Origin of the sequence: Pannonibacter sp., from assembly GCF_051860505.1 — a bacterium.
Classification (GTDB): Bacteria; Pseudomonadota; Alphaproteobacteria; order Rhizobiales; family Stappiaceae; genus Pannonibacter.
Genome location: NZ_JBHYDX010000007.1, coordinates 146,157 through 172,394 on the forward strand (window position 1 = coordinate 146,157; position 26,238 = coordinate 172,394).

At 64.2% G+C, this 26,238-nt stretch carries 23 protein-coding genes; 16 read left to right on the top strand and 7 right to left on the bottom strand.

Translation table 11 applies throughout. The annotated features are described in order from the left end of the window. Positions 1-1,776, bottom strand: a complete 1,776-nt coding sequence (locus ACTIFE_RS07135) for an N-acetylglutaminylglutamine amidotransferase (protein WP_439528467.1) — start codon at positions 1,774-1,776, stop codon at positions 1-3. An 82-nt stretch (positions 1,777-1,858) separates the two neighbouring features. Here ACTIFE_RS07135 and ACTIFE_RS07140 point away from each other — a divergent pair, with 82 nt between their 5' ends. Beyond that, positions 1,859-2,350, top strand: a complete 492-nt coding sequence (locus ACTIFE_RS07140; RefSeq protein WP_439528468.1) for a MarR family winged helix-turn-helix transcriptional regulator — start codon at positions 1,859-1,861, stop codon at positions 2,348-2,350. Between the two features lie 168 nt (positions 2,351-2,518). Here the strand turns inward: ACTIFE_RS07140 and ACTIFE_RS07145 are convergent, their stop codons facing one another. The 4 genes from ACTIFE_RS07145 to ACTIFE_RS07160 all read right to left on the bottom strand — a co-directional run bounded on the left by ACTIFE_RS07145 (position 2,519) and on the right by ACTIFE_RS07160 (position 6,990). Then, entirely contained in the window at positions 2,519-3,373 is an 855-nt protein-coding gene (locus ACTIFE_RS07145; protein ID WP_439528469.1) for an ABC transporter permease, read from the bottom strand. A 10-nt stretch (positions 3,374-3,383) separates the two neighbouring features. Next, positions 3,384-4,652 (bottom strand): ABC transporter permease, encoded by a 1,269-nt coding sequence (locus ACTIFE_RS07150; RefSeq protein WP_439528470.1) that lies wholly within the window; start codon positions 4,650-4,652, stop codon positions 3,384-3,386. A 60-nt stretch (positions 4,653-4,712) separates the two neighbouring features. Then, positions 4,713-5,813 carry an extracellular solute-binding protein gene (locus tag ACTIFE_RS07155; RefSeq protein ID WP_439528471.1) on the bottom strand — a complete coding sequence of 367 codons (1,101 nt, stop codon included), beginning with the start codon at positions 5,811-5,813 and terminating at the stop codon, positions 4,713-4,715. A gap of 82 nt (positions 5,814-5,895) precedes the next feature. Continuing rightward, entirely contained in the window at positions 5,896-6,990 is a 1,095-nt protein-coding gene (locus ACTIFE_RS07160) for an ABC transporter ATP-binding protein (RefSeq protein WP_439528472.1), read from the bottom strand. 524 nt (positions 6,991-7,514) lie between these two features. On the opposite strand from ACTIFE_RS07160, the gene ACTIFE_RS07165 reads away from it, so the two are divergent. Next, on the top strand, positions 7,515-8,414 hold the full coding sequence (locus ACTIFE_RS07165) for an ROK family protein (RefSeq protein WP_439528495.1): 900 nt from the start codon (positions 7,515-7,517) through the stop codon (positions 8,412-8,414). Positions 8,415-9,005: 591 nt separating this feature from the next. On the opposite strand, the gene ACTIFE_RS07170 is transcribed toward ACTIFE_RS07165, so the two are convergent. Beyond that, positions 9,006-9,713, bottom strand: coding sequence for a metal-dependent hydrolase (locus ACTIFE_RS07170; protein ID WP_439528473.1), 708 nt, complete (start codon positions 9,711-9,713; stop codon positions 9,006-9,008). 132 nt (positions 9,714-9,845) lie between these two features. On the opposite strand from ACTIFE_RS07170, the gene ruvX reads away from it, so the two are divergent. The 11 genes from ruvX (at position 9,846) to rpmG (ending at position 22,300) form a co-directional block, all read left to right on the top strand. Then, the gene (ruvX, locus tag ACTIFE_RS07175) at positions 9,846-10,376 is read left to right on the top strand and encodes a Holliday junction resolvase RuvX (protein WP_439528474.1); all 531 of its coding nucleotides are present in this window, start codon (positions 9,846-9,848) and stop codon (positions 10,374-10,376) included. Next, positions 10,377-11,315 (top strand): AEC family transporter, encoded by a 939-nt coding sequence (locus ACTIFE_RS07180; RefSeq protein ID WP_439528475.1) that lies wholly within the window; start codon positions 10,377-10,379, stop codon positions 11,313-11,315. Positions 11,316-11,386: 71 nt separating this feature from the next. After that, entirely contained in the window at positions 11,387-12,343 is a 957-nt protein-coding gene (locus ACTIFE_RS07185; RefSeq protein ID WP_439528476.1) for an aspartate carbamoyltransferase catalytic subunit, read from the top strand. Between the two features lie 11 nt (positions 12,344-12,354). Beyond that, positions 12,355-13,656, top strand: coding sequence for a dihydroorotase (locus tag ACTIFE_RS07190; protein WP_439528477.1), 1,302 nt, complete (start codon positions 12,355-12,357; stop codon positions 13,654-13,656). A 23-nt stretch (positions 13,657-13,679) separates the two neighbouring features. Beyond that, positions 13,680-14,330 carry a glycerol-3-phosphate 1-O-acyltransferase PlsY gene (gene plsY / locus ACTIFE_RS07195; RefSeq protein WP_439528478.1) on the top strand — a complete coding sequence of 217 codons (651 nt, stop codon included), beginning with the start codon at positions 13,680-13,682 and terminating at the stop codon, positions 14,328-14,330. After that, entirely contained in the window at positions 14,327-15,463 is a 1,137-nt protein-coding gene (gene dprA, locus ACTIFE_RS07200; protein ID WP_439528479.1) for a DNA-processing protein DprA, read from the top strand. The genes plsY and dprA overlap by 4 nt, the downstream gene beginning before the upstream one ends. A gap of 233 nt (positions 15,464-15,696) precedes the next feature. Continuing rightward, positions 15,697-18,459, top strand: coding sequence for a type I DNA topoisomerase (gene topA, locus ACTIFE_RS07205; RefSeq protein ID WP_439528480.1), 2,763 nt, complete (start codon positions 15,697-15,699; stop codon positions 18,457-18,459). Further along, positions 18,456-20,762, top strand: a complete 2,307-nt coding sequence (gene rnr / locus ACTIFE_RS07210) for a ribonuclease R (protein WP_439528481.1) — start codon at positions 18,456-18,458, stop codon at positions 20,760-20,762. The genes topA and rnr overlap by 4 nt, the downstream gene beginning before the upstream one ends. A 2-nt stretch (positions 20,763-20,764) precedes the next feature. Continuing rightward, the gene (locus tag ACTIFE_RS07215) at positions 20,765-21,229 is read left to right on the top strand and encodes a DUF983 domain-containing protein (protein ID WP_439528482.1); all 465 of its coding nucleotides are present in this window, start codon (positions 20,765-20,767) and stop codon (positions 21,227-21,229) included. Continuing rightward, on the top strand, positions 21,226-21,969 hold the full coding sequence (locus ACTIFE_RS07220; RefSeq protein ID WP_439528483.1) for an NUDIX hydrolase: 744 nt from the start codon (positions 21,226-21,228) through the stop codon (positions 21,967-21,969). Before ACTIFE_RS07215 ends, ACTIFE_RS07220 begins: the two co-directional genes overlap by 4 nt. A gap of 163 nt (positions 21,970-22,132) precedes the next feature. Continuing rightward, on the top strand, positions 22,133-22,300 hold the full coding sequence (gene rpmG / locus ACTIFE_RS07225; RefSeq protein WP_106755253.1) for a 50S ribosomal protein L33: 168 nt from the start codon (positions 22,133-22,135) through the stop codon (positions 22,298-22,300). An 885-nt stretch (positions 22,301-23,185) separates the two neighbouring features. Here the strand turns inward: rpmG and ACTIFE_RS07230 are convergent. After that, on the bottom strand, positions 23,186-23,557 hold the full coding sequence (locus ACTIFE_RS07230; protein WP_439528484.1) for a response regulator: 372 nt from the start codon (positions 23,555-23,557) through the stop codon (positions 23,186-23,188). A 139-nt stretch (positions 23,558-23,696) separates the two neighbouring features. Between ACTIFE_RS07230 and ACTIFE_RS07235 the strand changes: the two genes are divergently transcribed. From ACTIFE_RS07235 to ACTIFE_RS07245, 3 genes are read left to right on the top strand one after another with little or no spacing between them, the layout of a single operon-like run. After that, a complete protein-coding gene (locus ACTIFE_RS07235; RefSeq protein WP_439528485.1) occupies positions 23,697-23,996 on the top strand; it encodes a DUF3572 domain-containing protein in 300 nt (99 codons plus the stop codon). Then, positions 23,989-24,663, top strand: a complete 675-nt coding sequence (locus ACTIFE_RS07240) for a hypothetical protein (protein ID WP_439528486.1) — start codon at positions 23,989-23,991, stop codon at positions 24,661-24,663. The genes ACTIFE_RS07235 and ACTIFE_RS07240 overlap by 8 nt, the downstream gene beginning before the upstream one ends. Positions 24,664-24,720: 57 nt before the next feature. Next, the gene (locus tag ACTIFE_RS07245) at positions 24,721-26,025 is read left to right on the top strand and encodes a DNA polymerase IV (protein WP_439528487.1); all 1,305 of its coding nucleotides are present in this window, start codon (positions 24,721-24,723) and stop codon (positions 26,023-26,025) included. Positions 26,026-26,238: the final 213 nt, after the last annotated feature.

A 26,238-nucleotide genomic window follows, 5' to 3' on the forward strand; every position in this document is an offset into this window, starting at 1 on the left:
TCAGATCCCTTGCTCCTGCAGCCAGAGTTCAAGAAGCGCCACCTGCCACAGGGACGAGCCGCGCAGCTTGGTCAGGTGGGCCTTCGGATCGGCAAAGAGGGTTTCGAGATAGGCGGGGCGAAACAAGGACCGCTCGCGGGCGGCCGGCCCGGTCAACGCGTCCCGCACCATCGCCAGCGTGTCGCCTTCGAGATATTTCAGCGCAGGCACCGGAAAATAGCCCTTCGGCCGGTCGATGACCTCCGACGGGATCACCTTGCGGGCCGCTTCCTTCAAGACGCCCTTGCCCCCATGGGCAAGCTTGTGTTCGGGCGGAATGCGGCCGGCCAGTTCCACCAGCTCGTGGTCGAGGAAGGGCACGCGGGCCTCGAGCCCGAAGGCCATGGTGTGATTGTCGACCCGCTTCACCGGGTCATCGACTAGCATCACATTCGTATCGAGCCGCAACGCCTTGTCGACCGGATCAGATGCCCCGGCAGCCGCAAAATGGCTGCGGACGAGCGCCAGGCTCTCGTCCTCCTGCGGGAGATAGTCCGGGTTGACCTGCTGCCGCAATTCGCTGTCACTGCGGTCAAAGAAGGCAGCAGCATAATCGGACGCCGGATCATTGGAGCCGGCCAGCGGCGGGTACCAGTGATAGCCGCCGAAAACCTCGTCCGCGCCCTGCCCGGACTGGACCACGCTGATATGGCGAGAAACCTCGCGCGACAGCAGGTAAAAGCCGATATTGTCATAGGACACCATGGGCTCGGACATCGCCCGGATGGCGTTCGGCAACTCCGCCAGCATGTCCGTCGAAGGCACGAAGATGCGATGATGATCAGTGCCGTAGTGCCTGGCAATCAGGTCGGAATAGACGAACTCATCGCCCTTCTCGCCGTTTGCCGCCTCGAAGCCGATGGAGAAGGTGGCCAGGTTCTGCTGTCCCTCCTCTGCCAAGAGACCGACGATGACGCTGGAATCAACACCGCCAGACAGAAGCACGCCGACCGGCACGTCAGCGACCATGCGCCGCCGCACCGCCAGTCGAAGCTGTTCAAGGACCTGGTCGCGCCAGTCCGCAGCCGAACAGCCAAGGTCGGCCTCGGACCGCTCGAAACTCGGGCTCCAGTAGGTGACATCGGCATGGCTGCCGTCGCGCTCATAGGTCCGGATCGTGGCGGCGGGCAACTTTCGGACACCGGTGAGGATCGTGCGCGGCGCCGGCACCACGGCGTGCCAGGTCATGTAGTGGTGAAAGGCAACCGGATCGATCGACGTGTCGATGCCGCCGCCGGCCAGCAGTGCCGGCAAGGTCGAGGCAAAGGCGAGCTTGTCCGCCGACCGGGCAAGATACAGCGGCTTGATGCCGAAGCGGTCCCGCACCAGATGCAACCGGCCGCTGTCGCGCTCATAGACGGCAAAGGCGAACATGCCGTGGAAGCGCGGCACGGCTTCCGGGCCCCACTGCGCCCAGGCCTTCAGGATCACCTCGGTGTCGCTGGTGGAGGCAAAGCGCTGGCCAAGTCCGATGAGGTCGCGGCGGAGTTCCGCGTGATTGTAGATGCAGCCGTTGAACACCAGCGACAGGCCAAGTTCCGTATCCTGCATCGGCTGTGCGCCGCGTTCACTGAGGTCGATGATCTTCAGCCGCCGGTGGCCGAGCGCGATCCGTCCGTAGGCAGTGACACCCATGCCGTCTGGACCCCGGGCCGCCATCGCTCTCGCCATGCGATCTACCCGCGTCACGTCGGCCGCATCGCCGCCAAACACCACTTCTCCGCAAAGGCCACACATCCGCTGCCGATCTCCTTCTTGCCATTGTCGACAGAGGAAACATAGTGCTCTAATGATTAGAGTTCAAACTATAAGGTTCGAAATGTCCTCCAACTCGGAAGCAACACGTATTTTCAAGGCTTTACGCCGGATCGTTCGCGCAATCGATCTGCGCTCGCGCGAGGTTTCGCGCACATCGGGCCTGACAATTCCGCAAACGGTCGTGCTGCAGGCGATCCGCGATCTCGGTGAAGTCACCACAAAGGCGTTGTCCGAGCGGGCGGACCTCAGCCCGGCGACGGTCGTGACGATTCTCGACCGGCTGGAAGAACGCCAGCTCGTGGTCAGATACCGCTCCGACAGCGACAGACGGATTGTTCACGCCCGGCTTTCAGAGGGGGGAGCAGCATTGCTTGAGCGGGCGCCGCCGCTGTTGACGGAGGAATTCGAAGCCGCCTTCGCCAGAGCGGACCCCGCCGACCAGCGCCGGCTGGCGGAAGCCGCAGAGGAAATCGCCGCCCTGATGAACGCCAGCCGCATCGACGCCGCGCCGATCCTGACCACGGGGAACATGGTGGATCCCCCGCAGTCATAGAGTGCATTTGAGGGAAAAAGGCCTCTACCCGGCTCCCAGGCACAACTGCAGGGCTGCGGCCCTCGCGCCGCGGAGCGGAAACGGATCAGCCGGTTTCCATTTCTGGAAACCGGCTGGTCAAATCGAGTTTCGGCAATGGCAACAGGTCTCGCCCGTATCTGGTCTCTCTCAGGCCGGTGTGACGCCGCGCAGGCGTTCCGAGCGCCGGCGCAGCAGTTCCAGCACGGTCAGCAACACGACCGAGAGCACCACCATGATCGAGGCAACCGCCAGGATCGTTGGCGAAATCTGCTCGCGCAGGCCAATGAACATCTGCCACGGCAGCGTCTTCTGGCTGGCAGAGCCCAGGAACAGGACCACAACCACCTCATCGAAGGAGGTGATGAAGGCAAACAGCGCGCCGGAGACGACGCCCGGCAGGATCAGCGGCATCTGCACCTTGAAGAAGGTGGTGATCGGCCCGGCGCCCATGCTGGCCGCCGCCCGCACCAGGCTGTTGTCAAAGCCGACCAGCGTTGCCGTCACAGTGATGATGACGAAAGGCGTGCCAAGCACTGCATGGGCCATGACGACACCCCAATAGGTGCCCTGCAAGCCGATGCGGGAATAGAAGAAATACATGCCCGCCGCCGCGATGATCAGCGGCACGATCATCGGCGAGATCAGGATGGCCATGATCACCGAGCGGAACGGCACATGCGGCTGCGACAGGCCGATGGCGGCAAGCGTGCCGAGAACCGTGGCCAGCAGGGTTGCCGTCGGCGCGATCATGAAGGAGTTCTGCAGCGCCTTCTGCCAGTCCGGATTGGTGAAGAAGTCGCCGTAATGCTTGGTCGAATAGCCGGCCGGATCCAGCGCCAGCATTTCCGGCGTGAAGGTGAAGAAGTCCTGCGCATTGAAGGACAACGGGATGATCACCAGGATCGGGAACACCAGGAAGAAGAAGATGAGCCCGCAGAGGAGCCGGAACGTGTAGTGCCAGGTGCGTTGCAGCGGCGAGGCATAGGAGGGCAAGGAAGACATCGGCGCACTCCTATCCAAGCTTGACGTTATCGATGCCGACGACCTTGTCGTAGACATAGAAGAGGACGAGCACCGCCACCAGCAGCAGCGCGCCCAGCGCCGCCGCCAGACCCCAGTTGAGCGAACTGGAGATGTGATAGGCAATGCGGTTGGAGATGAAGATGCCGGACGTGCCGCCAACCAGTTCCGGCGTGATGTAGTAGCCGATGGCCAGGATGAACACGAGCACGGCCCCTGCCCCGATGCCGGGCACCGACTGGGGGAAGTAGATCCGCCAGAAGGCCGTCCAGTCATTGGCGCCGAGTGAGCGCGCCGCGCGCATGTAGGACGGCGAGATGGTCTTCATCACGGAATAGAGCGGCAGGATCATGAAAGGCAGCAGGATATGCGTCATGGCGATGATGGTGCCGGTGGCATTGTTCATCATCACGAGACGGTTGCCGTCACCGATCAGGCCGATCCAGACCAGCATGTCATTGATGACGCCCTGCTGCTGCAACAGCACCTTCCAGGCGGAGGTGCGCACCAGAAGGCTGGTCCAGAACGGCAGCAGCACCAGGATCATCAGCATGTTGGACGTGCGCATCGGCAGCTGCGCCAGGAGGAAGGCCACCGGATAGCCGATCAGCGCGCAGAGCAGCGTGATCGTGAGGCTCATCATCAGCGTGCGGCCAAACAGCATCAGATAGATGCGCTCGCCCTCGGGGAGCATCTCCACGCCGTCCATGGTCTGGCGGGCATCAAGGGCGGAGAGGAAATAGCCCTTGGTGGTGGTACCGGAATAGAGCTTCAAGGTGCGCCAGATCTGCGGGTCGCCCCAGGCACTGTCCGCAGCAATGAGCTGGCCCTTGATGTCATCGCCCTCGATCTTCTCGACCACGCGCCCGGACTTGCGCATCAGGCTGGAGAAGCCGGACTGTTCGTAGTTGAGGCGCGACCCGAGCCGGGTGTGCATCTTCTGAGCCACCGCCTCGCGCAGATCCTCGACAATCGCCGCATAGGCCGCCTCGCCCGGAAGTTCGTCGGTCTCCGGGTCCCACAGTTCGAGCGCAACCACTGTGCGCGGCAGGGTCTCGGGCACGATGGTGTTGTCGACCGAGCGCAACAGCATGTCGACGATCGGTGCCGCGAAGGTCAGCAGCACGAAGGCCAGCAACGGCAGGATCAGGACGAAGGCGCGCAGTTTCTCGCGCCTCAGCGCACGGGAAAGGCTCGCCTTGAGCGGCCGGCCATCCTGTGTCAGCACAGGGGCCTGCGCAGGCATATCTAGCTGGGTCATGAACTGTCCGGCATCGAGGAAACGGGGGCCGGGCGGGATCCGCCCGGCCCATATTCTGGCTTACTTGGCGAGCCAGACCTGGAAGGCCGCTTCGACCTCGTCCTGGTTGTCCGCCCACCACTCGATGTTGTTCACCAGATAGTTCTTCTGGTTGGCCGGGTTGGTCGGCATGTGCGGTGCCATCTCGATGCCGAGTTCGGCATGCTTGCCGACGAGCGGCTGCGACGAGGCGCGGGCCGGGCCATAGGAGATATACTTGGCCTGGTCAGCAAGTCGCTGCGTGTCGGTGGCGAACTGGATGTATTCCCTGATCAAAGGCAGCTTGTCTTCCTTGACGCCAGCCGGAATGATCCAGCCGTCGAAGTCGAACACCTGCCAGTCCCAGAGCATGGCGACCGGCTGCTTCTGCTCCTCGATGACGGAGAACAGGCGGCCGTTATAGGTCGAGCCGATAACCGCTTCACCGTCGGCAAGACGCTGCGGCGTTTCAGCGCCGGCCGACCACCAGATCACGTCCTTCTTGATGGTATCGAGCTTGGCGAGCGCCTGCTGGATGCCTTCCGGCTTGGACATCACTGTGTAAAGGTCATCCTTGGCAACACCGTCGCACAGGAGCGCCCATTCGATGTTCTTCTTCGGGCGCTTTTCCAGGCTGCGCTTGCCCGGGAACTTGGCCGTATCAAAGATGTCGCAGAGGCTGGTCGGGACCGCGCCGTTCCACTCCTTGACGTCGGTGCGATAGCCGAAGGTGGTGGAGAAGACGATCTGCGGAATGAAGCACTTGTTGATCATCGACGGGCCGAAGTCGACATAGGCTTCCGTGCCATCGGGTGCCTTGGCCAGCCACTCGGCCGGGTCGATTTCCATCGCCAGGCCTTCATCGCACAGACGCTGGCTGTCCGGGCCTTCGACGTCGACGATGTCCCAGGTGACGTTGCCGGCCTCGTTCATGGCGCGCAGCTTGGCCACGGCTTCGTTGGAAGACTCGTCATTGATGATGTTGACGCCTGACTTCATCGCCATGAAGGGCTTGTGATAGGCGTTGTTCTGCGAGGCCGAGTAAGCCCCGCCCCAAGACACGATGGTAAGATCTGCGGCCTGCACCGAGATCGACGTCAGCGACAGCGCTGCCGTGGCCAGGAGTGTGGTTGCCAGTTTCATATCTGCTCCCCTTTCGAGCGTTAGACCGGGACCGGTCATGTCGTCGCGCCGGGGATCTTGCCGCCCCCGGTCACGCATTCCATTACGCAACGGCATCCAGTGCCTTGCAATCCTTCATTTCCCATCCGATGGGAACAATCTCGCCGGCGTCCAGACGGCGGCGATCCGAGCGGTTGCGCACCTTGACGATGAACTCGCTGTTGCCGCAAACGGTCATGCGCACACGGATGTGGTCGCCGAGATAGATCAGTTCCTCGATCCGCCCCTCCAGCATGTTGTCCATCTGCCGTTCCGGCGCGAGTTCAACGCGTTCCGGGCGCAGCGACAGCGTGGTTGCGTCACCAGCGCCCGAGACATTGACCTTGTCCGCCTTCAGCCGGACGCCCCCCGCCACGACCACCTCGCAGGCGTCATTGTCGACCGAGACCACCTTGCCATTCAGCTTGTTGTTCTCACCGATGAACTGGGCAACAAAGGAGTTCTGTGGCTCCTCGTAGAGGAGATCCGGTGTCGACAGCTGCTGGATCACGCCGTCATTGAACACGGCGACCCGGTCCGACATGGTCAGGGCCTCGGTCTGGTCGTGGGTGACATAGACGACGGTGACGCCAAGGTTCTGGTGGATGTGCTTGATCTCATATTGCATCTGCTCGCGCAGCTGCTTGTCGAGCGCGCCGAGCGGCTCGTCCATCAGCACCAGTTCCGGATCGAACACCAGGGCACGGGCAACGGCCACGCGCTGCTGCTGGCCGCCGGACAACTGCGCCGGGCGGCGATTGCCGAGCTTGCCCAGCTCGACCATTTCCAGCGCCCGCTTCACCTTCACCGCCTGGTCGGCCTTGCTCATGCCGCGCACCTGCAGCGGAAAGGCGAGGTTTTCGGCGACCGTCATATGCGGAAACAGCGCGTAGTTCTGAAACACCATGCCGATGCCGCGCTTATGCGGCGGCACCTTGTTGATCGGCCGGTTGTTGAGGAAGATCTCGCCGTGAGTGGCCGGCTCAAATCCGGCCAGCATCATCAGACAGGTGGTCTTGCCCGACCCCGACGGCCCCAGCATGGTGAGGAACTCACCGGGGGGAATGTCGAGATTGAGCTTCTTTACGACCAGCGTTTCTCCATCATAGCTTTTCTGGACATTCTCATAGCGGACCGACGCGCCCCGGTTATTTGCCATCTGTTCCCCGTCATACTGCTTTTCCGGCTGTTGTTTTGACCTCAAGGGCCTGTAACCGGATCGCACAAATCTGATTGCCCGCTCCCGACTTTCGCCAGCGGATCAAATCCTCCCGCTAAGGAAAGCAAAATTTTCGGAAATGAAAAAGCAGAAAATGCGAATGGTCTGGATGTTTTTTAGTCTCTGCCGCATAATTTTTTTGCGCGATACGGGAGAACTGGGAAATTATTTCCAAAGCCCTCCGCGACGGCACCTCGTCAGGCCATCGGCACACTCGCATGACGGGGCGCGGCACCGGCACCCACCGAGACAGGACGTCGACGGATCAGACCGGCACAATTCGCCACCCACTTGTGCCGGAAAGTGTGGCATTTCCCGGCCGGCCCCGGTCGGCCCCGCACGACATCCGACAACCGGAAAAGCGACATACAACTCCGGTCTTGCGAGCCGGACCGGTCCTGCTGCACATACGGTGTGGCGCCGATCCAAGCCGGGGCGCAGGTGGAGGACAGAAGAAGATGGCCATGCGCCTGGGCGTCGACTGGGGCGGAACCAAGCTGGAGATCATCGCGCTGGACGAGGCCGGCCGCGAGCTTTACCGCGAGCGGGTGGCGACACCGCGCGGCGACTATCACGGCTGCATCGAAGCCGTGGCCGGACTGATTGCGCGGGCGGAGGCGGCAACGGGACAGACGGGAACGGTCGGCTTCGGCATTCCCGGCTCGATCTCGCCGGGGACCGGCCTCGTCAAGAACGCCAATTCCACCTGGCTGAACGGCAAGCCGCTCGACAAGGATCTGGAGGCCCGCCTCGCCCGCCCGGTGCGGGTGGAGAACGATGCCAATTGCCTGGCCGTGTCGGAGGCAACCGATGGCGCCGGCGCCGGTGCGCATGTGGTCCATGCGGTCATCATCGGCACGGGAAGCGGCTCGGGCATTGCCATCGACGGCAAGGCGCATCGCGGCGCCAATGGCATCGGCGGCGAATGGGGCAACATCCCGGTGCCATGGATGAGCGCGGAAGAGTTCCCCGGCCCCGACTGCTGGACCGGCCACCGCGGCACGCTCGACCGCTGGATTTCCGGCAAGGGGCTGGAATGGGACTTTGCCCGCGCCAGTGGCCGTGACCTGGAAGGACGCGGCATCATCGCCGCCATGCGGGCAGGTGACAGCGAGGCCGAGGCGGCCTACCGGCGCTATGTCGCCCGCCTTGCCCGGGCAATGGCGATGGTTGCCAACATTCTTGACCCGGACGTGTTCGTGCTGGGCGGCGGCATGTCCAATGTGGACGAGCTCTACCGCGATCTGCCGGACGCCATGCGGCCCTTCATCTTCTCCGACACCTATTCGGTGCCGATCGCCAAAGCCGCGCACGGCGATTCGTCCGGCGTGCGCGGGGCGGCGTGGCTGTGGAACGGGGCGTGAGGGAGAACAAGGCGATAGAGGGGCGGGATGCAGAGGTGGCATGCCTCCCCACGGAGGTCACCCCGGGCGCAGCGAAGCGCAGACCCGGCAACTGTTTCATTGAAGTTTGTATGCTGAGTTCTCGCGGAGCATCGCGTTGCTCACCCCGGGTGACCTGGAGCAAGGGGCGGCGGCAAAATGTAAAGCGCCGACGGGAGAACCGGTCCTCAACCTGACCTGCCCTCCGCGCTGTCCCGGCCTTGTGCCGGGACCTGTTTGAATGGAACAGCTTTTCAACGTCCGCTTCGCGTCCCTGACAGGTCCCGGCACAAGGCCGGGACGGCGGGGGGATTTTCTTGCGAGGGGGCCTAGGCATTGGGCATGCAAGCAATTCACCGGCGTCACCCCGGGCGCAGCGAAGCGCAGACCCGGGGCCCACTCATCCGCCGAGCGGTGATGGAGTATTGACGCAGAGCATCTAGGCGCAGCTGCTCGCCCGACTGCCAGACGAACGGCTCCGGAAGCGAGTTGGCCCCGGCTCTCGCGTTGCTCGTCCGGGGTGACCTCCGCGGGAGGGTTTGCTTCAGTTCTACAGAGTGCTTCCGTCCCCCGTCACACCACCACAGCCGTCCCCGCCACCGGCACCTGGACCGTTCCGGCCTTTGCGCCCATGGCCGAGACGAACGCATCGGCGGTGGCGTCGATGATCGGGAACGAGCCATAGTGGCAGGGAATGATGGTGTCGAAGTCGAAGAAGCGGGTGCAGGCGAGCGCTGCGGCGCGGGCCCCCATCGTGAAGCGATCCCCGATGGGAACGAGGCCGATCTTCGGCAGGTAGAGTTCGTTGATCAGGGCCATGTCGCCGAAGATGTCGGTGTCGCCCATGTGCAGCAGCACCTTTTCCCCGGGAGCTGCCAGGACGATGCCATGCGGATTGCCCATGTAGGTGAGCCCCTCCCCGGCCTGGCTGGTGGCGGAGGAATGCACCGCCGGGGTCAGGGCCACCTTGAAGGGACCGGTGTCGACCATGCCGCCCGCGTTCATCGGGTTGATGTTGGCAACGCCCCTGCCCTGCAGCCACATGCAGATTTCATAGTTTGCCGTCACCTGCGCCCCGCTCGCGGTGGCGATCGCGAGGGTGTCACCGATGTGATCGTCATGGCCGTGGGTCAGGAGAATATGCGTGACGCCTTCGCTTGCCGCCTCGAGGCTCGAGTCCGCCGGGAAGCCGGGGTTGCCGGTGAAGAACGGATCGATCAGGACGACGGCGTCCTTCAGGTCGATACGGAAGGCGGAATGGCCAAACCAGGTCAGTTTCATCGCATCAAGCTCCCTGTCGCGGGCCGGCCGGCCCGGTTTTCCGGGGGGAGTATAGAAGGCCGGACGCAGGCAACAAGATATCTGGCAACAAGCTGTCTGGCGCAGCTCACATGCCCCTGATACACGGGGGTCATGGCATCTGATCCAACCCTATCGCTTGAGGACTTTGTCGCCGCTGTCGCCCCTGGCAGCCGGCTCATCGGGCTCGACCTCGGCACCAAGACCATCGGCCTGGCGCTGTCCGACCTTGGCCGGGGCATTGCAACGCCGCTGGAGACGATCCGGCGGGAGAAGTTCACCCTCGACGCGGCAAAGCTCCTGGATATCTGCCGGACCCACAAGATCGGCGGCATGGTCATCGGCCTGCCGCTGAACATGGATGGCACCGAGGGCCCGCGCGTACAGTCGACACGGTCCTTCACCCGGAACCTGGCCGAGAAGACCGACCTGCCGATGACCCTGTGGGACGAGCGCCTGTCGACGGCGGCGGTGACCCGGACGCTGATCGAGGCTGACCGCAGCCGGGCACGGCGGGCCGAACTCGTCGACAAGATGGCCGCAGCCTATATCCTGCAAGGGTTTCTTGACCGGCTCGGCTATCTGCAGCTGGGGGCCGGCCCCGCCCGCCGCTTTCCCACCTATGATGACGGCACAGAGGACTGAGTGCAGACCACCATGCAGATGATCCTCGACGCGCTCCTGCCGGTGATCCTGATCACGGCGCTGGGGCTGGGCCTTGCCCGCATAAACCTCGTCACCGGCGAGCAATGGCGCGGGATCGAGCGGCTGGCCTATTTCATCCTGTTCCCGGCGATCATCGTGGAAACCGTGGCCCGGGCTGATTTCAGCGAGATCCCGGCGCTGGGGCTGGGTGCCGCGCTGATCGGCGCGATCCTGATCGTTACAGTGGCGCTCCTCGCCGTGCAGCCGCTGCTGGCAGCGCGGTTCAAGGTGTCGGGCCCGGCCTTCACTTCGATCTACCAGGGCGTCGCGCGCTGGAATTCCTTCATCGCGCTGGCGCTGATCGGCGAGATGATCGGCGCGACCGGACTGGCGCTGCTGGCGGTGGCGATGATCGCCATGATCCCGATGCTCAACGTTCTGTCGGTGCTGATCCTGTCGCGCTACGCCGGAGGCTCTGCCCCGACGCTGAAGCGGATCGGGCTCGATCTTGTGCGCAATCCGTTCATTGTCTCGACGCTTCTCGGACTTGCGCTCAATCTCCTGGGCAATCCCCTGCCCGCGCCGGTGATGGACAGCGTGCACCAGATCGGCCTCGCCTCGCTGCCCATCGGCATCCTCTGCGTCGGTGCCAGCCTCGACCTGTCGGCCCTGCGCCGGCCGGGTGCCGCGCTGCTGATCGGCACCTTTGCCCGGCTTCTCGTCATGCCGGCGCTGGTGGCCGGGCTGTGCCATCTGATTGGAGTGACCGGCGATGCCCTGCTCGCCGGGGTCATCGCGACGGCTGTGCCCTCGGCCAGCGCGTCCTATCTGCTGGCAGCTCAAATGGGCGGTGACCACCGGTTGATGGCGGAAATCCTGACGGTGCAGACCGTCGTGGCGATCCTGACGATCCCCCTCTGCCTCGCTGTTCTTGTCTGACGGATCGCCCCCAGAAAAGCGGTCCTGCAAGCTTGCGGCAGTCCTCGACTCCGCCTATAGCCATTGCCTCGATGAGCGCAAATGATCCCCATCGAGCCGGCCTCTTTCCCCATCGACATCTGTTGGGCATCGAAGGCCTTCAACCCCACGAAATCCTGGGGCTCCTGGACCGTGCGGACCAGGCCGTCGAGGTCTCCCGCCAGGTCGAGAAGATCCGTCCCGTGCTGCGGGGCAGAACACAGATCAACCTGTTCTTCGAGGCCTCGACAAGGACCCAGTCGTCCTTCGAGATCGCAGGCAAGCGTCTTGGCGCTGACGTGATGAACATGCAGGTCGCCGCCTCCTCCGTGAAGAAGGGCGAGACCCTGATCGACACGGCGGCGACGCTGAATGCCATGCATCCCGACATCCTCGTCGTGCGTCACCATGCGGCCGGCGCGGTGCATCTGCTCGCCCGCAAGGTCGACTGTTCGGTGATCAATGCGGGCGACGGCCAGCACGAGCACCCGACACAGGCCCTGCTCGATGCCCTGACGATCCGCCGCCACAAGGGCAAGATCGCAAGGCTCACCATCGCCATCTGCGGCGACATCCTGCATTCCCGCGTGGCACGCTCGAACATCATCCTGCTCAACGCGCTGGGGGCAAGGGTGCGCGTGGTCGCCCCCTCCACCCTGCTGCCGAGCGGCATCGACCGGATGGGCGTGGAAGTGTTCCGCGACATGAAGGAAGGCCTCAAGGGCGCGGACATCGTGATGATGCTGCGGCTGCAGCGCGAGCGCATGAACGGCGCCTTCATTCCGTCTGTGCGCGAATATTACCGCTTCTATGGCCTTGATGCCGAGAAGCTGGCCTATGCCAAGGACGACGCGCTGGTGATGCATCCAGGTCCCATGAACCGGGGCGTCGAGATCGATCCGGCGGTGGCCGACGGTCCGCAGAGCCTGATCCGCGAGCAGGTGGAAATGGGCGTGGCCGTGCGCATGGCCGTGCTCGAGGCCCTCGCCGCGCATCTGCCGAACCATTAGGATGAAGAGCCGTGGCCGCTGACACGCCGAAACCCCTGGTCCTGACCAACGCACGGGTGATCGACCCGGCCCGTGGCATCGATGCGCCGGGCGCGGTCATCATCGCCGATGGCACCATCCTCGCTGCCGGTCCCGAAGCGCTGAACCAGGGCACGCCCTATGGCGCCGAGGTGCGCGACTGCGACGGCGCGGTCGTGGCGCCCGGCCTTATCGACATGTGCGTGTCCGTCGGCGAACCCGGCCATGAACACCGCGAGACCTTTGCCAGCGCCAGCCAGGCGGCGGCGGCCGGCGGCGTCACCACCATCGTCACCCTGCCCGAGACCGATCCGGTGATCGACGATCCGGCGCTGGTGGACTTCATCCTGCGCCGCGCCCGCGACACGGCCATCGTCAATGTCCAACCGATGGCCGCCCTGACCAAGGGGCTCGCCGGGCAGGACATGACCGAGATCGGCCTGCTCAAGGAAGCCGGCGCGGTGGCCTTCACCAATGGCCACAAGTCGGTGCGCAATGCCCAGATCATGCGCCGCATCCTGACCTATGCGAAGGATTTCGGGGCCCTCGTCGTGCATCACACGGAAGACCCGGATCTGGCCGGCGGCACCATGAACGCCGGGCTCAACGCCTCGTGGAAGGGGCTGTCGGGTGTGCCGCGCGAGGCCGAGATCATCATGCTGGAGCGCGACCTGCGCCTTGTCGCCATGTCGAAGGGCCGCTACCACGCCAATCTCGTCTCCACATCGGACGGGGCCGGCGTCGTGCGCATCGGCAAGGACCGGGGGCTGGACGTCACCGCCGGTGTGTCGATCAACCATCTGACGCAGAACGAGAACGACATCGGGCCCTACCGCACCTTCTTCAAGATGTCGCCGCCACTGCGCAGCGAAGAGGACCGCATGGCAATGGTCGCCGCCGTCGCCGATGGCACCATCGACGTCATCTGCTCCAACCACGATCCGCAGGACGTGGAGACGAAGCGCCACCCCTGGGCGGACGCCGAGGACGGGGCCATCGGCCTCGAAACGCTGCTGGCCGCAGCCTTGCGCCTGTATCATGCCGGCGACATCGAGCTGCTGCCGCTGCTGCGGGCCATGACGCTGAATCCGGCCAACCGGCTCGGGCTTGAGGCCGGACGGCTGACGGCCGGAGCCCCGGCGGATGTGATCGTGTTCGACGTCGACCGTCCGTGGGTGCTGGAAAAGAAGGCGATCCGCTCGCGTTCGAAGAACTCGCCCTTCGAGGACGCCCGTTTCTCCGGCCGCGTCCTCACCACAATCGTTGCAGGCCGCAAGGTCTACGACTACGCTTGAGCCCCTAACGGAGAGCCTCACCCGTGCCGGATCCGATCAGCTGGGCCTATGCCTGGCCCTACTACGCCGCTGTGCTTGCCTTCGGTTACCTGCTGGGGTCGATCCCCTTTGGCCTGATCATCACGCGCATGGCGGGCCTTGGCGATATCCGCAAGATCGGCTCGGGCAACATCGGCACGACGAATGTGCTGCGCACCGGCAAGAAGTCGCTGGCGGCGGCAACGCTTTTGGGCGATGCACTGAAGGGCACGGTCGCGGTGCTGCTTGTCTCGCATTTCTACGGGCAGGAAATGGCGATGGTCGCCGGGTTTGGCGCGTTTCTCGGCCATCTGTTCCCGGTCTGGCTGAAGTTCAAGGGCGGCAAGGGCGTGGCCACCTATCTCGGCATCCTGCTCGGCCTGTCCTGGCCGGTGGGCATCGCCTTCGCCCTGATCTGGATCGCGGTCGCCTATCTCAGCCGCTATTCCTCGCTCTCCGCCCTGACGGCAAGCCTTGCCAGCCCTGTGCTGCTGGTGCTTCTGGACCAGTGGCAACTGGCCGAACTCTTCGGCGTGCTGACCTTGATGCTGTGGGCCAAGCACCATGAGAACATCACCCGCCTTCTCAAGGGTCAGGAATCGAAGATCGGCTCCAAGAGCAAGCCGGCCGCAAGGGGAGCTGATCCCGCGTCATGACGCCAGAGCCCGGCCGCGCCCGTCACCTCAGTGATATTCAGCGTCTCGCCTGGCTCCGTCTCATCCGCAGTGAAAACGTCGGCCCGGCCACGTTCCGCAGCCTGATCAACCATTTCGGTTCGGCCGAAAAAGCCCTTGAAGGACTGCCGGACCTCTCCCGCCGGGGCGGCAAGGCCGCGATCCGCATCTGCAGCCGCGAAGAGGCCGAGGCGGAACTTGAGGCCCATGCCCGCGCCGGCGCAAGGCTGGTGGCGCTTGGCGAGGCCGACTATCCGCCGCATCTGCGCCATATCGACGGCCCGCCTCCCCTCCTGTCCCTGCGCGGCTCCGGTGCCACCCTCGCCCAGCCCAAGGCGCTGGCCATCGTCGGGGCGCGCAATGCTTCGCTGGCGGGGCGCAAGTTTGCTGCGCAGCTCGCCCGGGAACTCTCGAACGAAGGCTATGTCATTGTCTCCGGCCTTGCCCGGGGCATCGATGCCGCCGCCCATGAGGCCTCGCTGCAGGGCGGGACGGTGGCCGTGTTCGCCGGCGGGGTGAATGTGCTCTATCCGCCGGAGAACGCTGACCTGCTGCAGCGCCTGCTCGCCGCTGGCGGGGCGGCGATCAGCGAGATGCCCTTCGGCTGGAGCCCGCGCGGGCGTGACTTTCCCCGGCGCAACCGGGTCATTTCCGGCCTGTCGATTGCCGTGATCGTGGTGGAGGCAGCCAAGAGCTCGGGCTCGCTGCACACCGCCCGTTTCGCGCTGGAGCAGAACCGCGACATCCTCGCCGTGCCCGGATCGCCACTCGATCCGCGCTGCGAGGGCTGCAATCATCTGATCCGCCAGGGCGCGACGCTGATCACCTCGACCGCAGATGTGCTGGAGAGCCTGTCGGGACGTATTGCGCCGGACTTTGTTCCCGATCTCGATCTGGACGAGCCGGGACATGGGGACGGACCCTTCACGGAGAGCGCGCGGCCGACCGACCGGGCCCGGCTGCTGGAAGCGCTGGGGCCAACGCCGGTGGCAATTGACGAGTTGATCCGCGATACGGGATTGCCGGCGCGGGTGGTGACGGTGCTGCTGCTGGAACTGGAACTCGCCGGACGTCTGGAGCGCTCACCCGGGCAACGTGTGTCACTTCTGGTGTGAACAAGCGCCCGATCCGCAGGAACTGCCGATCCTCCGGGGCTTGCGTCCGCAGCGATCTCCCGAAAGGATTGCAAAAGGGGGTGAGGTCATGCGACTTGACCGCCCGGGCGCAACAGTCCATTTGACACGCGGCCTGCGATCCCGGATCGTCGCCGCAAAATTTGTTCGTGCCGCTGCGACATGCCTGAAGGCCCGCAGCCGTGGCGCGGTCATGCTCGAACGTTTGGGTCGCAATGAAACTCGTCATCGTGGAATCGCCGGCCAAGGCCAAGACGATCAACAAATATCTGGGCTCGGACTATCAGGTCCTTGCCTCCTATGGCCACGTGCGCGACCTGCCGGCCAAGGATGGCTCGGTGCTGCCCGACGAAGATTTTGCGATGACCTGGGAGGTCGACGCCAAGTCGCAGAAGCGCCTGAACGAGATCGCCGCCGCCGCAAAAGGTGCGGACAGACTGATTCTCGCAACTGACCCGGATCGCGAAGGCGAGGCGATTTCCTGGCACGTTCTGGAAGTGCTGCAGAAGAAGCGCGTGCTGAAGGACGTCCCGGTCGAGCGCGTGGTGTTCAACGCGATCACCAAGCAGGCGATCCTGGAGGCGATGAAGAACCCGCGTCCGATCGACACGCCGCTGGTCGATGCCTATCTCGCCCGCCGTGCGCTCGACTATCTCGTCGGCTTCACCCTGTCGCCGGTGCTGTGGCGCAAACTGCCCGGTGCCCGCTCGGCCGGCCGCGTGCAGTCCGTGGCGCTGCGCCTCATCTGCGACCGCGAGATGGAGATCGAGACCTTCGTCAAGGAAGAGTACTGGTCGATCCTCGCCAACCTGAAGACCCCGAAGGGCGAAGCGCTGCAGGCCTCGGTTGTCGGCTTTGACGGCAAGAAACTGACCCGCCTCGACATCAAGACCGAAGATCAGGCGCTGACCATCAAGCGCATGCTGGAAAGCGCCAGCTACCGGGTGGAGAGCGTCGTCTCCAAGCCGGCCAAGCGCAACCCGCAGCCGCCCTTCACCACCTCGACGCTGCAGCAGGAAGCCTCGCGCAAGCTCGGCTTTGCCGCTGCCCGCACCATGCAGGTGGCGCAGAAGCTCTATGAAGGCATCACCCTTGGCGGCGAGACCACCGGTCTCATCACCTATATGCGAACCGACGGCGTGCAGATCGCCGGCGAGGCGATTTCCGCCGCCCGCAAGGTGATCGCCAGCGACTTCGGCGACAACTATGTGCCCGAAAAGCCGCGCTTCTATTCCTCCAAGGCCAAGAACGCCCAGGAAGCGCACGAAGCCGTGCGCCCGACCGACCTGTTCCGCCGCCCGCGCGATGTGGCCCGCTTCCTCGATCCCGACCAGGCCCGGCTCTATGAGCTGATCTGGAAGCGCACCATGGCGAGCCAGATGGAATCGGCCGTGCTGGAGCGCACGACCATCGACATCGCGGCGTCCGGTGCGGGCAAGTCCGCCGCGCTGCGCGCCACCGGCTCGGTTGTCCGGTTCGACGGCTTCCTCGCCCTCTATCAGGAAGGCCGCGACGACGACGACGACGAGGCGGCAAACCGCCTGCCCGCCGTCGACGACGGCGCGCCGCTGAGCCTTGGTGCCGTTGAAGGCAAGCCGAGCCCGGTCGAGGCGGAGCAGCATTTCACCATGCCGCCGCCGCGCTACACCGAAGCCAGCCTCGTCAAGAAGATGGAAGAGCTGGGCATCGGCCGCCCGTCGACCTACGCCTCGACGCTGCAGACCCTGCGCGACCGCGAGTATGTGGAACTCGACAAGAAGCAGCTGGTGCCGCAGGACAAGGGCCGCATCGTCACGGCGTTCCTGGAGAGCTTCTTCTCGCGCTATGTGGAGTTCGACTTCACCGCGAGCCTTGAAGAGCAGCTTGACCGCATCTCGGCCGGTGAACTGTCCTGGCGCGATGTGCTGGCCGCGTTCTGGCGTGATTTCTCTGCCGCCGTCGGCGAGACCAAGGATCTGCGCGTGTCGCAGGTCATCGACGCCCTGAACGAGCTGCTGGCCGCGCATATTTTCCCGGTGCGCGAGGACGGCAAGGATCCCCGCGCCTGCCCGACCTGCTCGACCGGCCAGCTGTCCCTGAAGGTCAGCCGCTTCGGTGCCTTCATCGGCTGCTCGAACTATCCCGAATGCAGCTACACCCGCCAGCTTGCCCGGGGTCAGGACGGCGAAGACGGGGAAGCGGCATCCGATGGCCCGAAGGTGCTCGGCACCGATCCGGACAGCGGACTGGACGTTTCCCTGCGCTCCGGCCGGTTTGGCCCCTATGTGCAGCTGGGCGAGGAAGTGAAGGGCGAGGCCAAGCCAAAACGCTCCTCCCTGCCCAAGGGCTGGTCAGCCGCGGACCTGACGCTGGACAAGGCCTTGCAGCTGTTGAAGCTGCCGCGCGAGATCGGCCTGCATCCGGAAGACGGCAAGATGATTTCGGCCGGCATTGGCCGCTTCGGTCCCTTCATTGTCCATGAAGGAACCTATGCCAACCTTGCCTCGGCTGATGAGGTGTTCTCGGTCGGGATCAACCGCGCGGTCGATCTTTTGGCGGAAAAACGCTCCAAGGGCGCGCGCGGGCGCTCTGCGCCGGCTGCACTGAAGGAACTGGGCGATCATCCCGATGGCGGGCCGATCACCATCCGCGACGGCCGTTACGGCGCCTATGTCAACTGGGGCAAGGTGAATGCCACCCTGCCGAAGGGCAGCGACCCGATGGCCGTGACCGTGGAACAGGCGCTGGAGCTGATCAAGGCCAAGGGCGGCGCGACTGCAAAGAAGGCGCCGGCAAAGAAGGCCGCAGCCAAGAAGGCCGCAGCTCCGAAGGCGGCAGCCACCAAGAAGGCGACGAAGGCGAAGGCCGACGCCGCAGACGGCGAAGCGGCGGATGCCGCGCCGAAAAAGGCGACCGCCAAGAAGACGACGACCGCAAAGAAGACGGCGACCACGCCGAAAGCCAAAGCAGGTGCCGCTGGCACCAAGAAGGACACTTGAGCACAAAACGCCCCAAGCCGCGCAAGGTCGCGGCCAAGACGCAGAAGACCCCCGGCGCCTTTCCCTCGCGCGAGGATATCCTCGCCTTTGTCGCTGAGAACCCCGGCAAGGCCGGCAAGCGCGAGGTTGCCCGCCACTTTGGCATTGTCGGCGCCGGCCGCATCGAGCTGAAACGCCTCCTCAAGGGCCTGGCCGAGGAAGGCCTGGTCGAGCGGCGCGCGAAGAAGCTGATCCGCCCGGGTGACCTGCCGCCGATCCTGGTCGTCTATCTGAACGCCCGCGACCGCGACGGCGAACTGCTGGGCGAACCGGTCAACTGGGACGAGGAAGCTGGTCCGCCGCCGCAGGTGCTGGTGGTCACGCGCAAGGACGCGCCACGCGGCACTCAGCCGGGCATCGGCGACCGGGCGCTGGTGCGCCTCGCCGATCTCGATCCGGGTCCGGAGGCGCGCTATGCCGCCCGGGTGCTGAAGGTGCTGGAGAAGCAGCAAGGCGCGATCCTCGGCATCCTGCGCCAGCGCGCAGCCCATCAACCGCCGTATCTGGAGCCCATCGACCGCAAGCAGCGCGAACTCGACATCGATCCGTCGGATCTGAAGGACGCCACCGAAGGCGATCTCGTCAGCGTCGAGATTACCCGCACCGGCCGTTATGGCTCGCCGCGCGCCAGGATCCTGCGCCGCTTCGGCTCGATGAACTCCGAAATGGCCGTTTCGGAAATCGCCCTGCATAGCCACAACATCCCGCATGTCTTCCCGGCGGTGGTCGAGGTGGAGGCCGAACGGGCCGAGCCAGTCACCCTTGGTCAGCGCGAAGACTGGCGCAAGATCCCCCTGATCACCATCGATCCGGCCGACGCCAAGGATCACGACGACGCGGTCTATGCCGAACCGGACCAGGACCCGGCCAACGAGGGCGGGCATGTGGTGTTCGTCGGCATTGCCGATGTTGCCCATTACGTTCGGCCGGGCACCGCGCTCGACCGCGAGGCACATCTGCGCGGCAACTCGGTCTATTTCCCGGACCGGGTGATCCCGATGCTGCCGGAACGCATCTCCAACGAGCTGTGCTCGCTGAAGGAGAATGTCGACCGTCCGGCGCTTGGCCTGCGCATGGTGTTCGACAAGACCGGCCGCAAGATCGCCCATTCCTTCCATCGGGTGCTGATGCGCTCTGCCGCCAAGCTGTCCTACCAACAGGCCCAGGCCGCCATCGACGGCCAGCCGGACGACAAGACCGGGCCGCTGCTCGAACCCATCCTGAAACCCTTGTGGGCGGCCTATGCCTGCCTGTGCCTCGGGCGGGACGCGCGCGAGCCGCTGGATCTCGATCTGCCGGAACGTAAGATCAAGCTGAAGCCGGATGGCACGGTCGACTACGTCTACGTCCCCGACCGCCTCGATGCGCACAAGCTCATCGAGGAGTGCATGATCCAGGCCAACGTCGCCGCCGCCGAGACGCTGGAGAAGAAGAAGATCCCCCTGCTCTACCGCATCCATGATGCGTCGAGCCCGGAGAAGCTGCGCTCGCTGAAGGAGTTCCTGTCGACGCTCAACATGAAGCTGCCCTCGGCGGGTGGTCTCAGACCGTCGACCTTCAACGGCATCCTGGCGAAGGTGAAGGACACGCCGCAGGCGCATCTGGTCAATGAGGTTATCCTGCGCTCGCAGGCGCAGGCCGAATATTCGCCGATCAACATCGGCCATTTCGGCCTCAACCTGCGCCGTTACGCCCATTTCACCTCTCCCATCCGCCGCTATGCCGACCTGATCGTGCATCGCGGTCTGATCCGGGCGCTGGGACTGGGCAGCGACGGACTGCCGGAGGAAATCGAAGGTCGGCTGGAAGCCATCGGCGCCGAAGTGTCTGCTGCCGAACGCCGCGCCATGCTGGCCGAACGCGAAACCATCGACCGTCTGATTGCCCTGTGGATGAGCGAGCGCGTCGGCACCCGTTTCAAGGGACGCATTTCGGGCGTTGTGAAGTCAGGAATGTTCATCCGTCTGGATGACACCGGTGCCGATGGCTTCATCCCCGCCTCGACCATCGGACTGGACTATTACCGGTACGACGAAGGGTCGCATGCCCTGATCGGAGACAGGACAGGCGAACGACACCAGCTTGGTGATAGGGTTGAGGTTGAACTGGTTGAAGCAGCGCCCTTTGCCGGCGCCTTGCGCTTCGCTCTCCTGAGCGAAGGCCACAAGGACGGCAAGAAGCCGGGGCGTTCGCCCCGCGCCGCCATCGGCCGCAACCGCAAGAGCGCCCAGGCGGCCCGGCCGCTGCGCAAAAGGACACCCTGACCATGAGCGTCACCTATATCGAAGCCGCCGGAGCCAGCATCGACACGCCGCGCGACAAGCCCCGCCGCAACGTCGGCGAAGCCATGCTGCGCGGCATGGTCTGCCGCTGCCCGGCCTGCGGCAAGGGCAAACTGTTCAACGGCTTTCTGACGGTGAGCCCCACCTGCAGTGCCTGCGGCACCGAGTTGCATCATCACCGCGCCGATGACGCCCCGCCCTATTTCACCATCACCATCGTCGGCCACATCATCATCCCGGCCATGCTGGCAGTAGAACTGATGTATCGCCCCGAGGTCTGGGTCCATATGAGCCTGTGGCTGACCCTGACGGTGATTCTGTCGCTCGGCTTCCTGCGGCCGGTCAAGGGCGCGCTCGTCGGACTGCAGTGGGCGCTGTACATGCATGGCTTCGACCCGGACTCGGAAGATGACATGCCGGTCGCGGAGCCCGTGGCGAGCCCGCGATGACAGCACCAGGCGTATCCGACCTTCTGAAAGAGGCAAAGGCCAACCGGCATCATCCGACCATCCGGCCGCGCGATGCCGCAACGCTTTTGATCCTGGATCGCAGCGGACCGGACGTGCGCGTGCTGATGGGCCGGCGTCACGTGGCCCATGTCTTCATGCCGGGCATGTTCGTGTTTCCCGGCGGACGCGTTGATCCGACCGATTCCCGCGTGCCTGTGATCGCTGACTATCACCCCGATGTTGCTGCAAGGCTGGCGGCAAGGCCCAAGGGCAAGCTATCTCTCAGCCGCCTGAAAGCCTTCACGGTCGCAGCTGTCCGCGAAACCTACGAGGAAGCCGGCATCTTCGTCGGACGCCGCACCGGCCGCAGCTGGCGCGCACCCGGCGATCTCATGGCCTTTGCCGAACGTGGTATCGAGCTGGACCTGTCCCCGTTCCGCATGATCGCCCGGGCCGTCACGCCACCGGGGCGGCCTCGCCGCTTCGACACACGGTTTCTGGCGGTTTTCTCGGATTCGATTGCAGATCGCCTGCCGGATGCCGCAGGTCCTTCGGGCGAACTGGAGGATGTGGCCTGGCTGACCCTGGCCGAGACACGTGATCTCGAACTGCCGGTGATCACCCAGACGATCCTCGGCGATCTGGCAAGCCGTCTTGCCGAAGACCCGGACCTGTCACCGGCGACGCCGGTGCCATTCTATTTCCAGCGCGGCCAGGGCTTCCAGCGGGACCTGCTTTAACCTCTCACGGGGAATTTTGCCGCCACTGCCCGCCAGAGCTTGACTTTGGCCGGCTTATGAGTAGTTTGCGCCCTGATTTCGTACTCTCTAAGCGAACTCAACGGGCGCCAGATTCTGGCAGCATCGAGCGTTTGCCGGACAAACAAGAACAGGATCCAAGGCCATGGCCAAGGCGACCACCATCAAGATCAAGCTGCTTTCCACCGCTGACACCGGTTTCTTCTATGTCACAAAGAAGAACTCCCGTACCATGACTGAGAAGATGTCTCAGCGTAAGTACGACCCGATCGCGAAGAAGCACGTCGACTTCAAGGAAGCCAAGATCAAGTAAGTCTTGATCTCTGGTTTCAGACATCGAAGGCGCCCACTGGGCGCCTTTTTTGTTTTTTTGATTTTCATTGAGTCGTTGCGGGCACATTCATACATTCCGGCCGCTGCGACTTAGAGGACTGTGCCACCAGAGAACCACCATTGCTTAGAAAGACGCTTCTTTTCGTCGCTCCTGCGAAGGCAGGAGCCCAGTAAACGGGGCGTTTCACGTCCAGCACTGCACAAGCCAAGGCAATCTCGTTGTTACTGGGCTCCTGCCTGCGCAGGAGCGACGAAGATTGAGGATTTTTGTGCAGGGATGACCGCAGAATGTAGGCGCTCGCTCGCGGTTAGCTGCTGCGATGGAATGTGCGAAAAAAGGCGGCCGGCATGACGCTTCCTCTCGTCGCTCCTGCGAAGGCAGGAGCCTAGTAATCAGGGCGGTTGACGTCCGGCACTGCAGAAACCAACGCAGTCATGTGGTTACTGGGCTCCTACCTGCGCAGGAGCGACGAAGGGGGAGGGTTTTGTTTGGGGGACTCAGGCGACACATGAGGCAAACAAGGAAGGCGGCCGGCAGGACGCTGACTGCACGAGGAGGCCACTCATCGGGCAGCATCCCACCGGCCTTTTCCCCACGGACCCAGGAGATGCGGCGGACCCAGGCACTCCGTAGGGTTATCGATGCACGGCCCGGCCGAAAAAACGATCCGTCTTTCCGGCGGCACACCGTGTGCATCCGATGTCGCCCGCACGTTATCTGAGCCGGGTCCGAAATCAACACAAGACCCTCACCCGACGACAACTGTCGCGGGACTTAGTAAATCTGTAACCTTAACAGGGCTGGCCTTGGAAAGCCTTGCAACACACCAAGGGGGCAACAAGAGGACAGGCTGTGCCTGACCGTTCAGGCGTCGCCGAGATAGGAGCGGACGGTTTCCAGGAACTTGGCGACGGAGATCGGCTTGGAGATATAGGCCTCGCACCCCCCCTGGCGGATGCGCTCCTCATCGCCCTTCATGGCGAAAGCCGTAACGGCAATCACCGGAATGGTGCTGAGTTCGTCGTCTTCCTTGATCCACTTGGTCACTTCCAGACCCGAGACCTCGGGCAACTGGATGTCCATCAGAATCAGGTCCGGACGGTGGGTCCGGGCGAGGTTCAAGGCTTCGATGCCCGTCCGGGTCTGCAAGGTGCTATACCCGTGCGCCTCCAGAAGGTCATGAAAGAGCTTCATGTTGAGCTCGTTGTCTTCCACGATCAGCACGGTCTTTGCCATGAATGCTGCCTTTTGCCGGATCCGGCCGGATGTCTGGAGGAGCCGCAGACTGGCATGCCCTGAGGACAGGCATGCACAAGCCCCTCGCTTGAGTTAGGAAGATGGTAGCGCGGAATCGTTTCAGAAAGGCAAAAATGCAATGACAAGTCGTCCGACCAAGACGATGACCTTTGAAAAGGCAGAGGAAATCGCAACTGATGTGTTGCTGCACCTGGTTCGCGAGCCCGAACTGGTCGGTCGCTTCCTTGCTGTCTCGGGGATTGGCCCTGAATCGATTCGAAGCGCTGCGACCGAGCCGGGGTTTCTCGCCGGCGTCCTGGAATTCATGATGGGGGATGAGCCGCTATTGCTGGCCTATTGCGAGAACTCCGGCTTGCGCCCGACGATGATTGCCGCTGCCCGGTTTGCGCTGGTTGGGGAAGATCATTTCGATGTCTGAGCTGCACGCCCCTGCCCGCGAAGTCCTCGACCAGATCGCCGCCCTGCCTGCGACCAGCGGCCGACCGCTGGTCATCTGCGATGTCGACGAGGTGGTCTTCCACATGATCGCGCATCTGGAGGCCTTTCTGGCCGCGCGCGACATGGGCTTCCTGCGCCATGCCTATCAACTGACCGGCAACATCGCCCGCAAGGACAGCGATACGCCGATCGGCCAGGACGAGGTGCGCCGCATGCTGCTCGAGTTCTTCACCGAAACCAGCGACAAACAGAGCCTCGTCGAGGGGGCAGCGGCTGCGCTTGAGCGTCTCTCGGCGGACTGCGAGGTGATCTTCCTCACCAACCTGCCGGGCAGCGCCAACAAGCCCGCGCGCGAACGTCTGCTCGCCCACCATGGCATGCCCTATCCGGTGGTCACCAACTCAGGGCCCAAGGGCGGTGCCGCAGCGGCCCTCTCCGCCGGGCGCGGCCGGCCCGTAGTCTTCATCGACGACAGCCCCCAGAACCTGAAATCGGTCAACCTGTGCCTGCCGGAGACGCATCTGATCCAGTTTGTCGCTGATGACCGCTTTCGCGCCGCCATCGATCCACTTCCCTCCGTCCGGCTTTTGACAGGAGACTGGCAGGAGACAACCCGGCATATCCTGACTATCCTCGACCGGAGCTGAGCTGGCGCCCTGCCGTCAGGGCGGCCGGAGAACAGGCCCTGAGGTCTGGAGGATCCCATGAGCAACACCGCAGACCGGGCGCCTGCGATCCGCAGCCTGTGCCGGGACTGCGGTGCGCGCTTTGCCGCTAATCGCACACGCTGCCCGCAATGTGGCAGCCCGCGTCTTGTTGGCCATGCCGAGTTCGACAAGCTGCCAATCGCCCATGTCGATTGCGATGCGTTCTTTGCCTCGGTGGAAAAGCGGGACAACCCGGCGCTGGCCGACCATCCGGTGATTGTCGGCGGCGGCACGCGCGGGGTTGTATCCACCTGCTGCTACATTGCCCGCATCCACGGGGTGCGCTCCGCCATGCCGATGTTCAAGGCGCTGGAGGCCTGCCCGCAGGCGGTGGTGATCAAGCCGGACCTTGCAAAATATTCCGCTGTTGGCCGCCAGATCCGCGAACGCATGCTGGCGCTGACACCGCTGGTCGAGCCGCTGTCAATTGACGAGGCGTTCCTGGACCTGACCGGCACCGAGCGCCTGCATCAGGCCAGTCCGGGTGAAGTGATGGCCCGGTTTGCCCGCGAGATCGAGCGGGACATCGGTATCACCGTGTCGGTAGGCCTGGCGCCGAACAAGTTCCTCGCCAAGATCGCTTCGGAACTCGACAAGCCACGCGGTTTCGCGGTGATCGGCAAAGCGGAGGCCGCAAGCTTTCTGGCAGAGCGATCCGTCAGCGTCATCTGGGGCGTCGGCAAGGTGTTCCAGGCGCGGCTTGCCGCAGACGGCCTGACGACAATCGGGCACTTGCAACAGATGGATCCCTCCGACCTGATCCGGCGCTACGGCACCATGGGCATCCGGCTGGCCAAACTCTGCCGGGGCGAGGACGACCGCCCTGTCACGCCGAGCCGGCCGGCGAAGAGCGTCAGTGCGGAGACGACGTTCAACTCCGACCTGTCCGGCCTTGCCGAACTGCGTCCGGTGCTGCGCGACCTTGCCGAGACAGTGGCGCGCCGGCTGAAGGCTTCGGACCTTGCCGGGCGCAGCGTGACGCTCAAACTGAAGACATCCCGCTTTCGCCTGATCACCCGCTCGCGCCAGTTGGCCGACCCGACCTGCCTGGCCGACCGGATCTTTCGCCTCGGCGATGAACTGCTGGCCGATGTGGCGCGGGGCGAAGCGTTCCGCCTCATCGGCATCGGTGTCAGTGACTTGAGCGCCGGGGCAACCGCCGATCCAGCGGACCTTGTCGACGAGGAGGCCAGCCGCCGCGCCAGGGCGGAAGAGGCGATGGACAAGGTGCGCGAAAAATTCGGCAAGGCCGCCGTCGAGACCGGGCTGGTGCATGCGGCGAAGACGAAAGGGCGGACCTGAGGCGCCGACACATCCGGTGGCCCTGCGTTTTCCCGCCATGGTCATCCCCGCCTCGTGCGGGGATCCACACAAGCCGGCGACCCCGGCAAACGAGGTACTTCGGGTCCGTCAAGGCCGGCTGGATCCCCGCACAAGGCACTGCTGTCCGGTTTAAGTTTCTGGACAAGGTGCATGACATTGATTCTACTTGTGTTCAGGCGTTTAGCGGCGGTC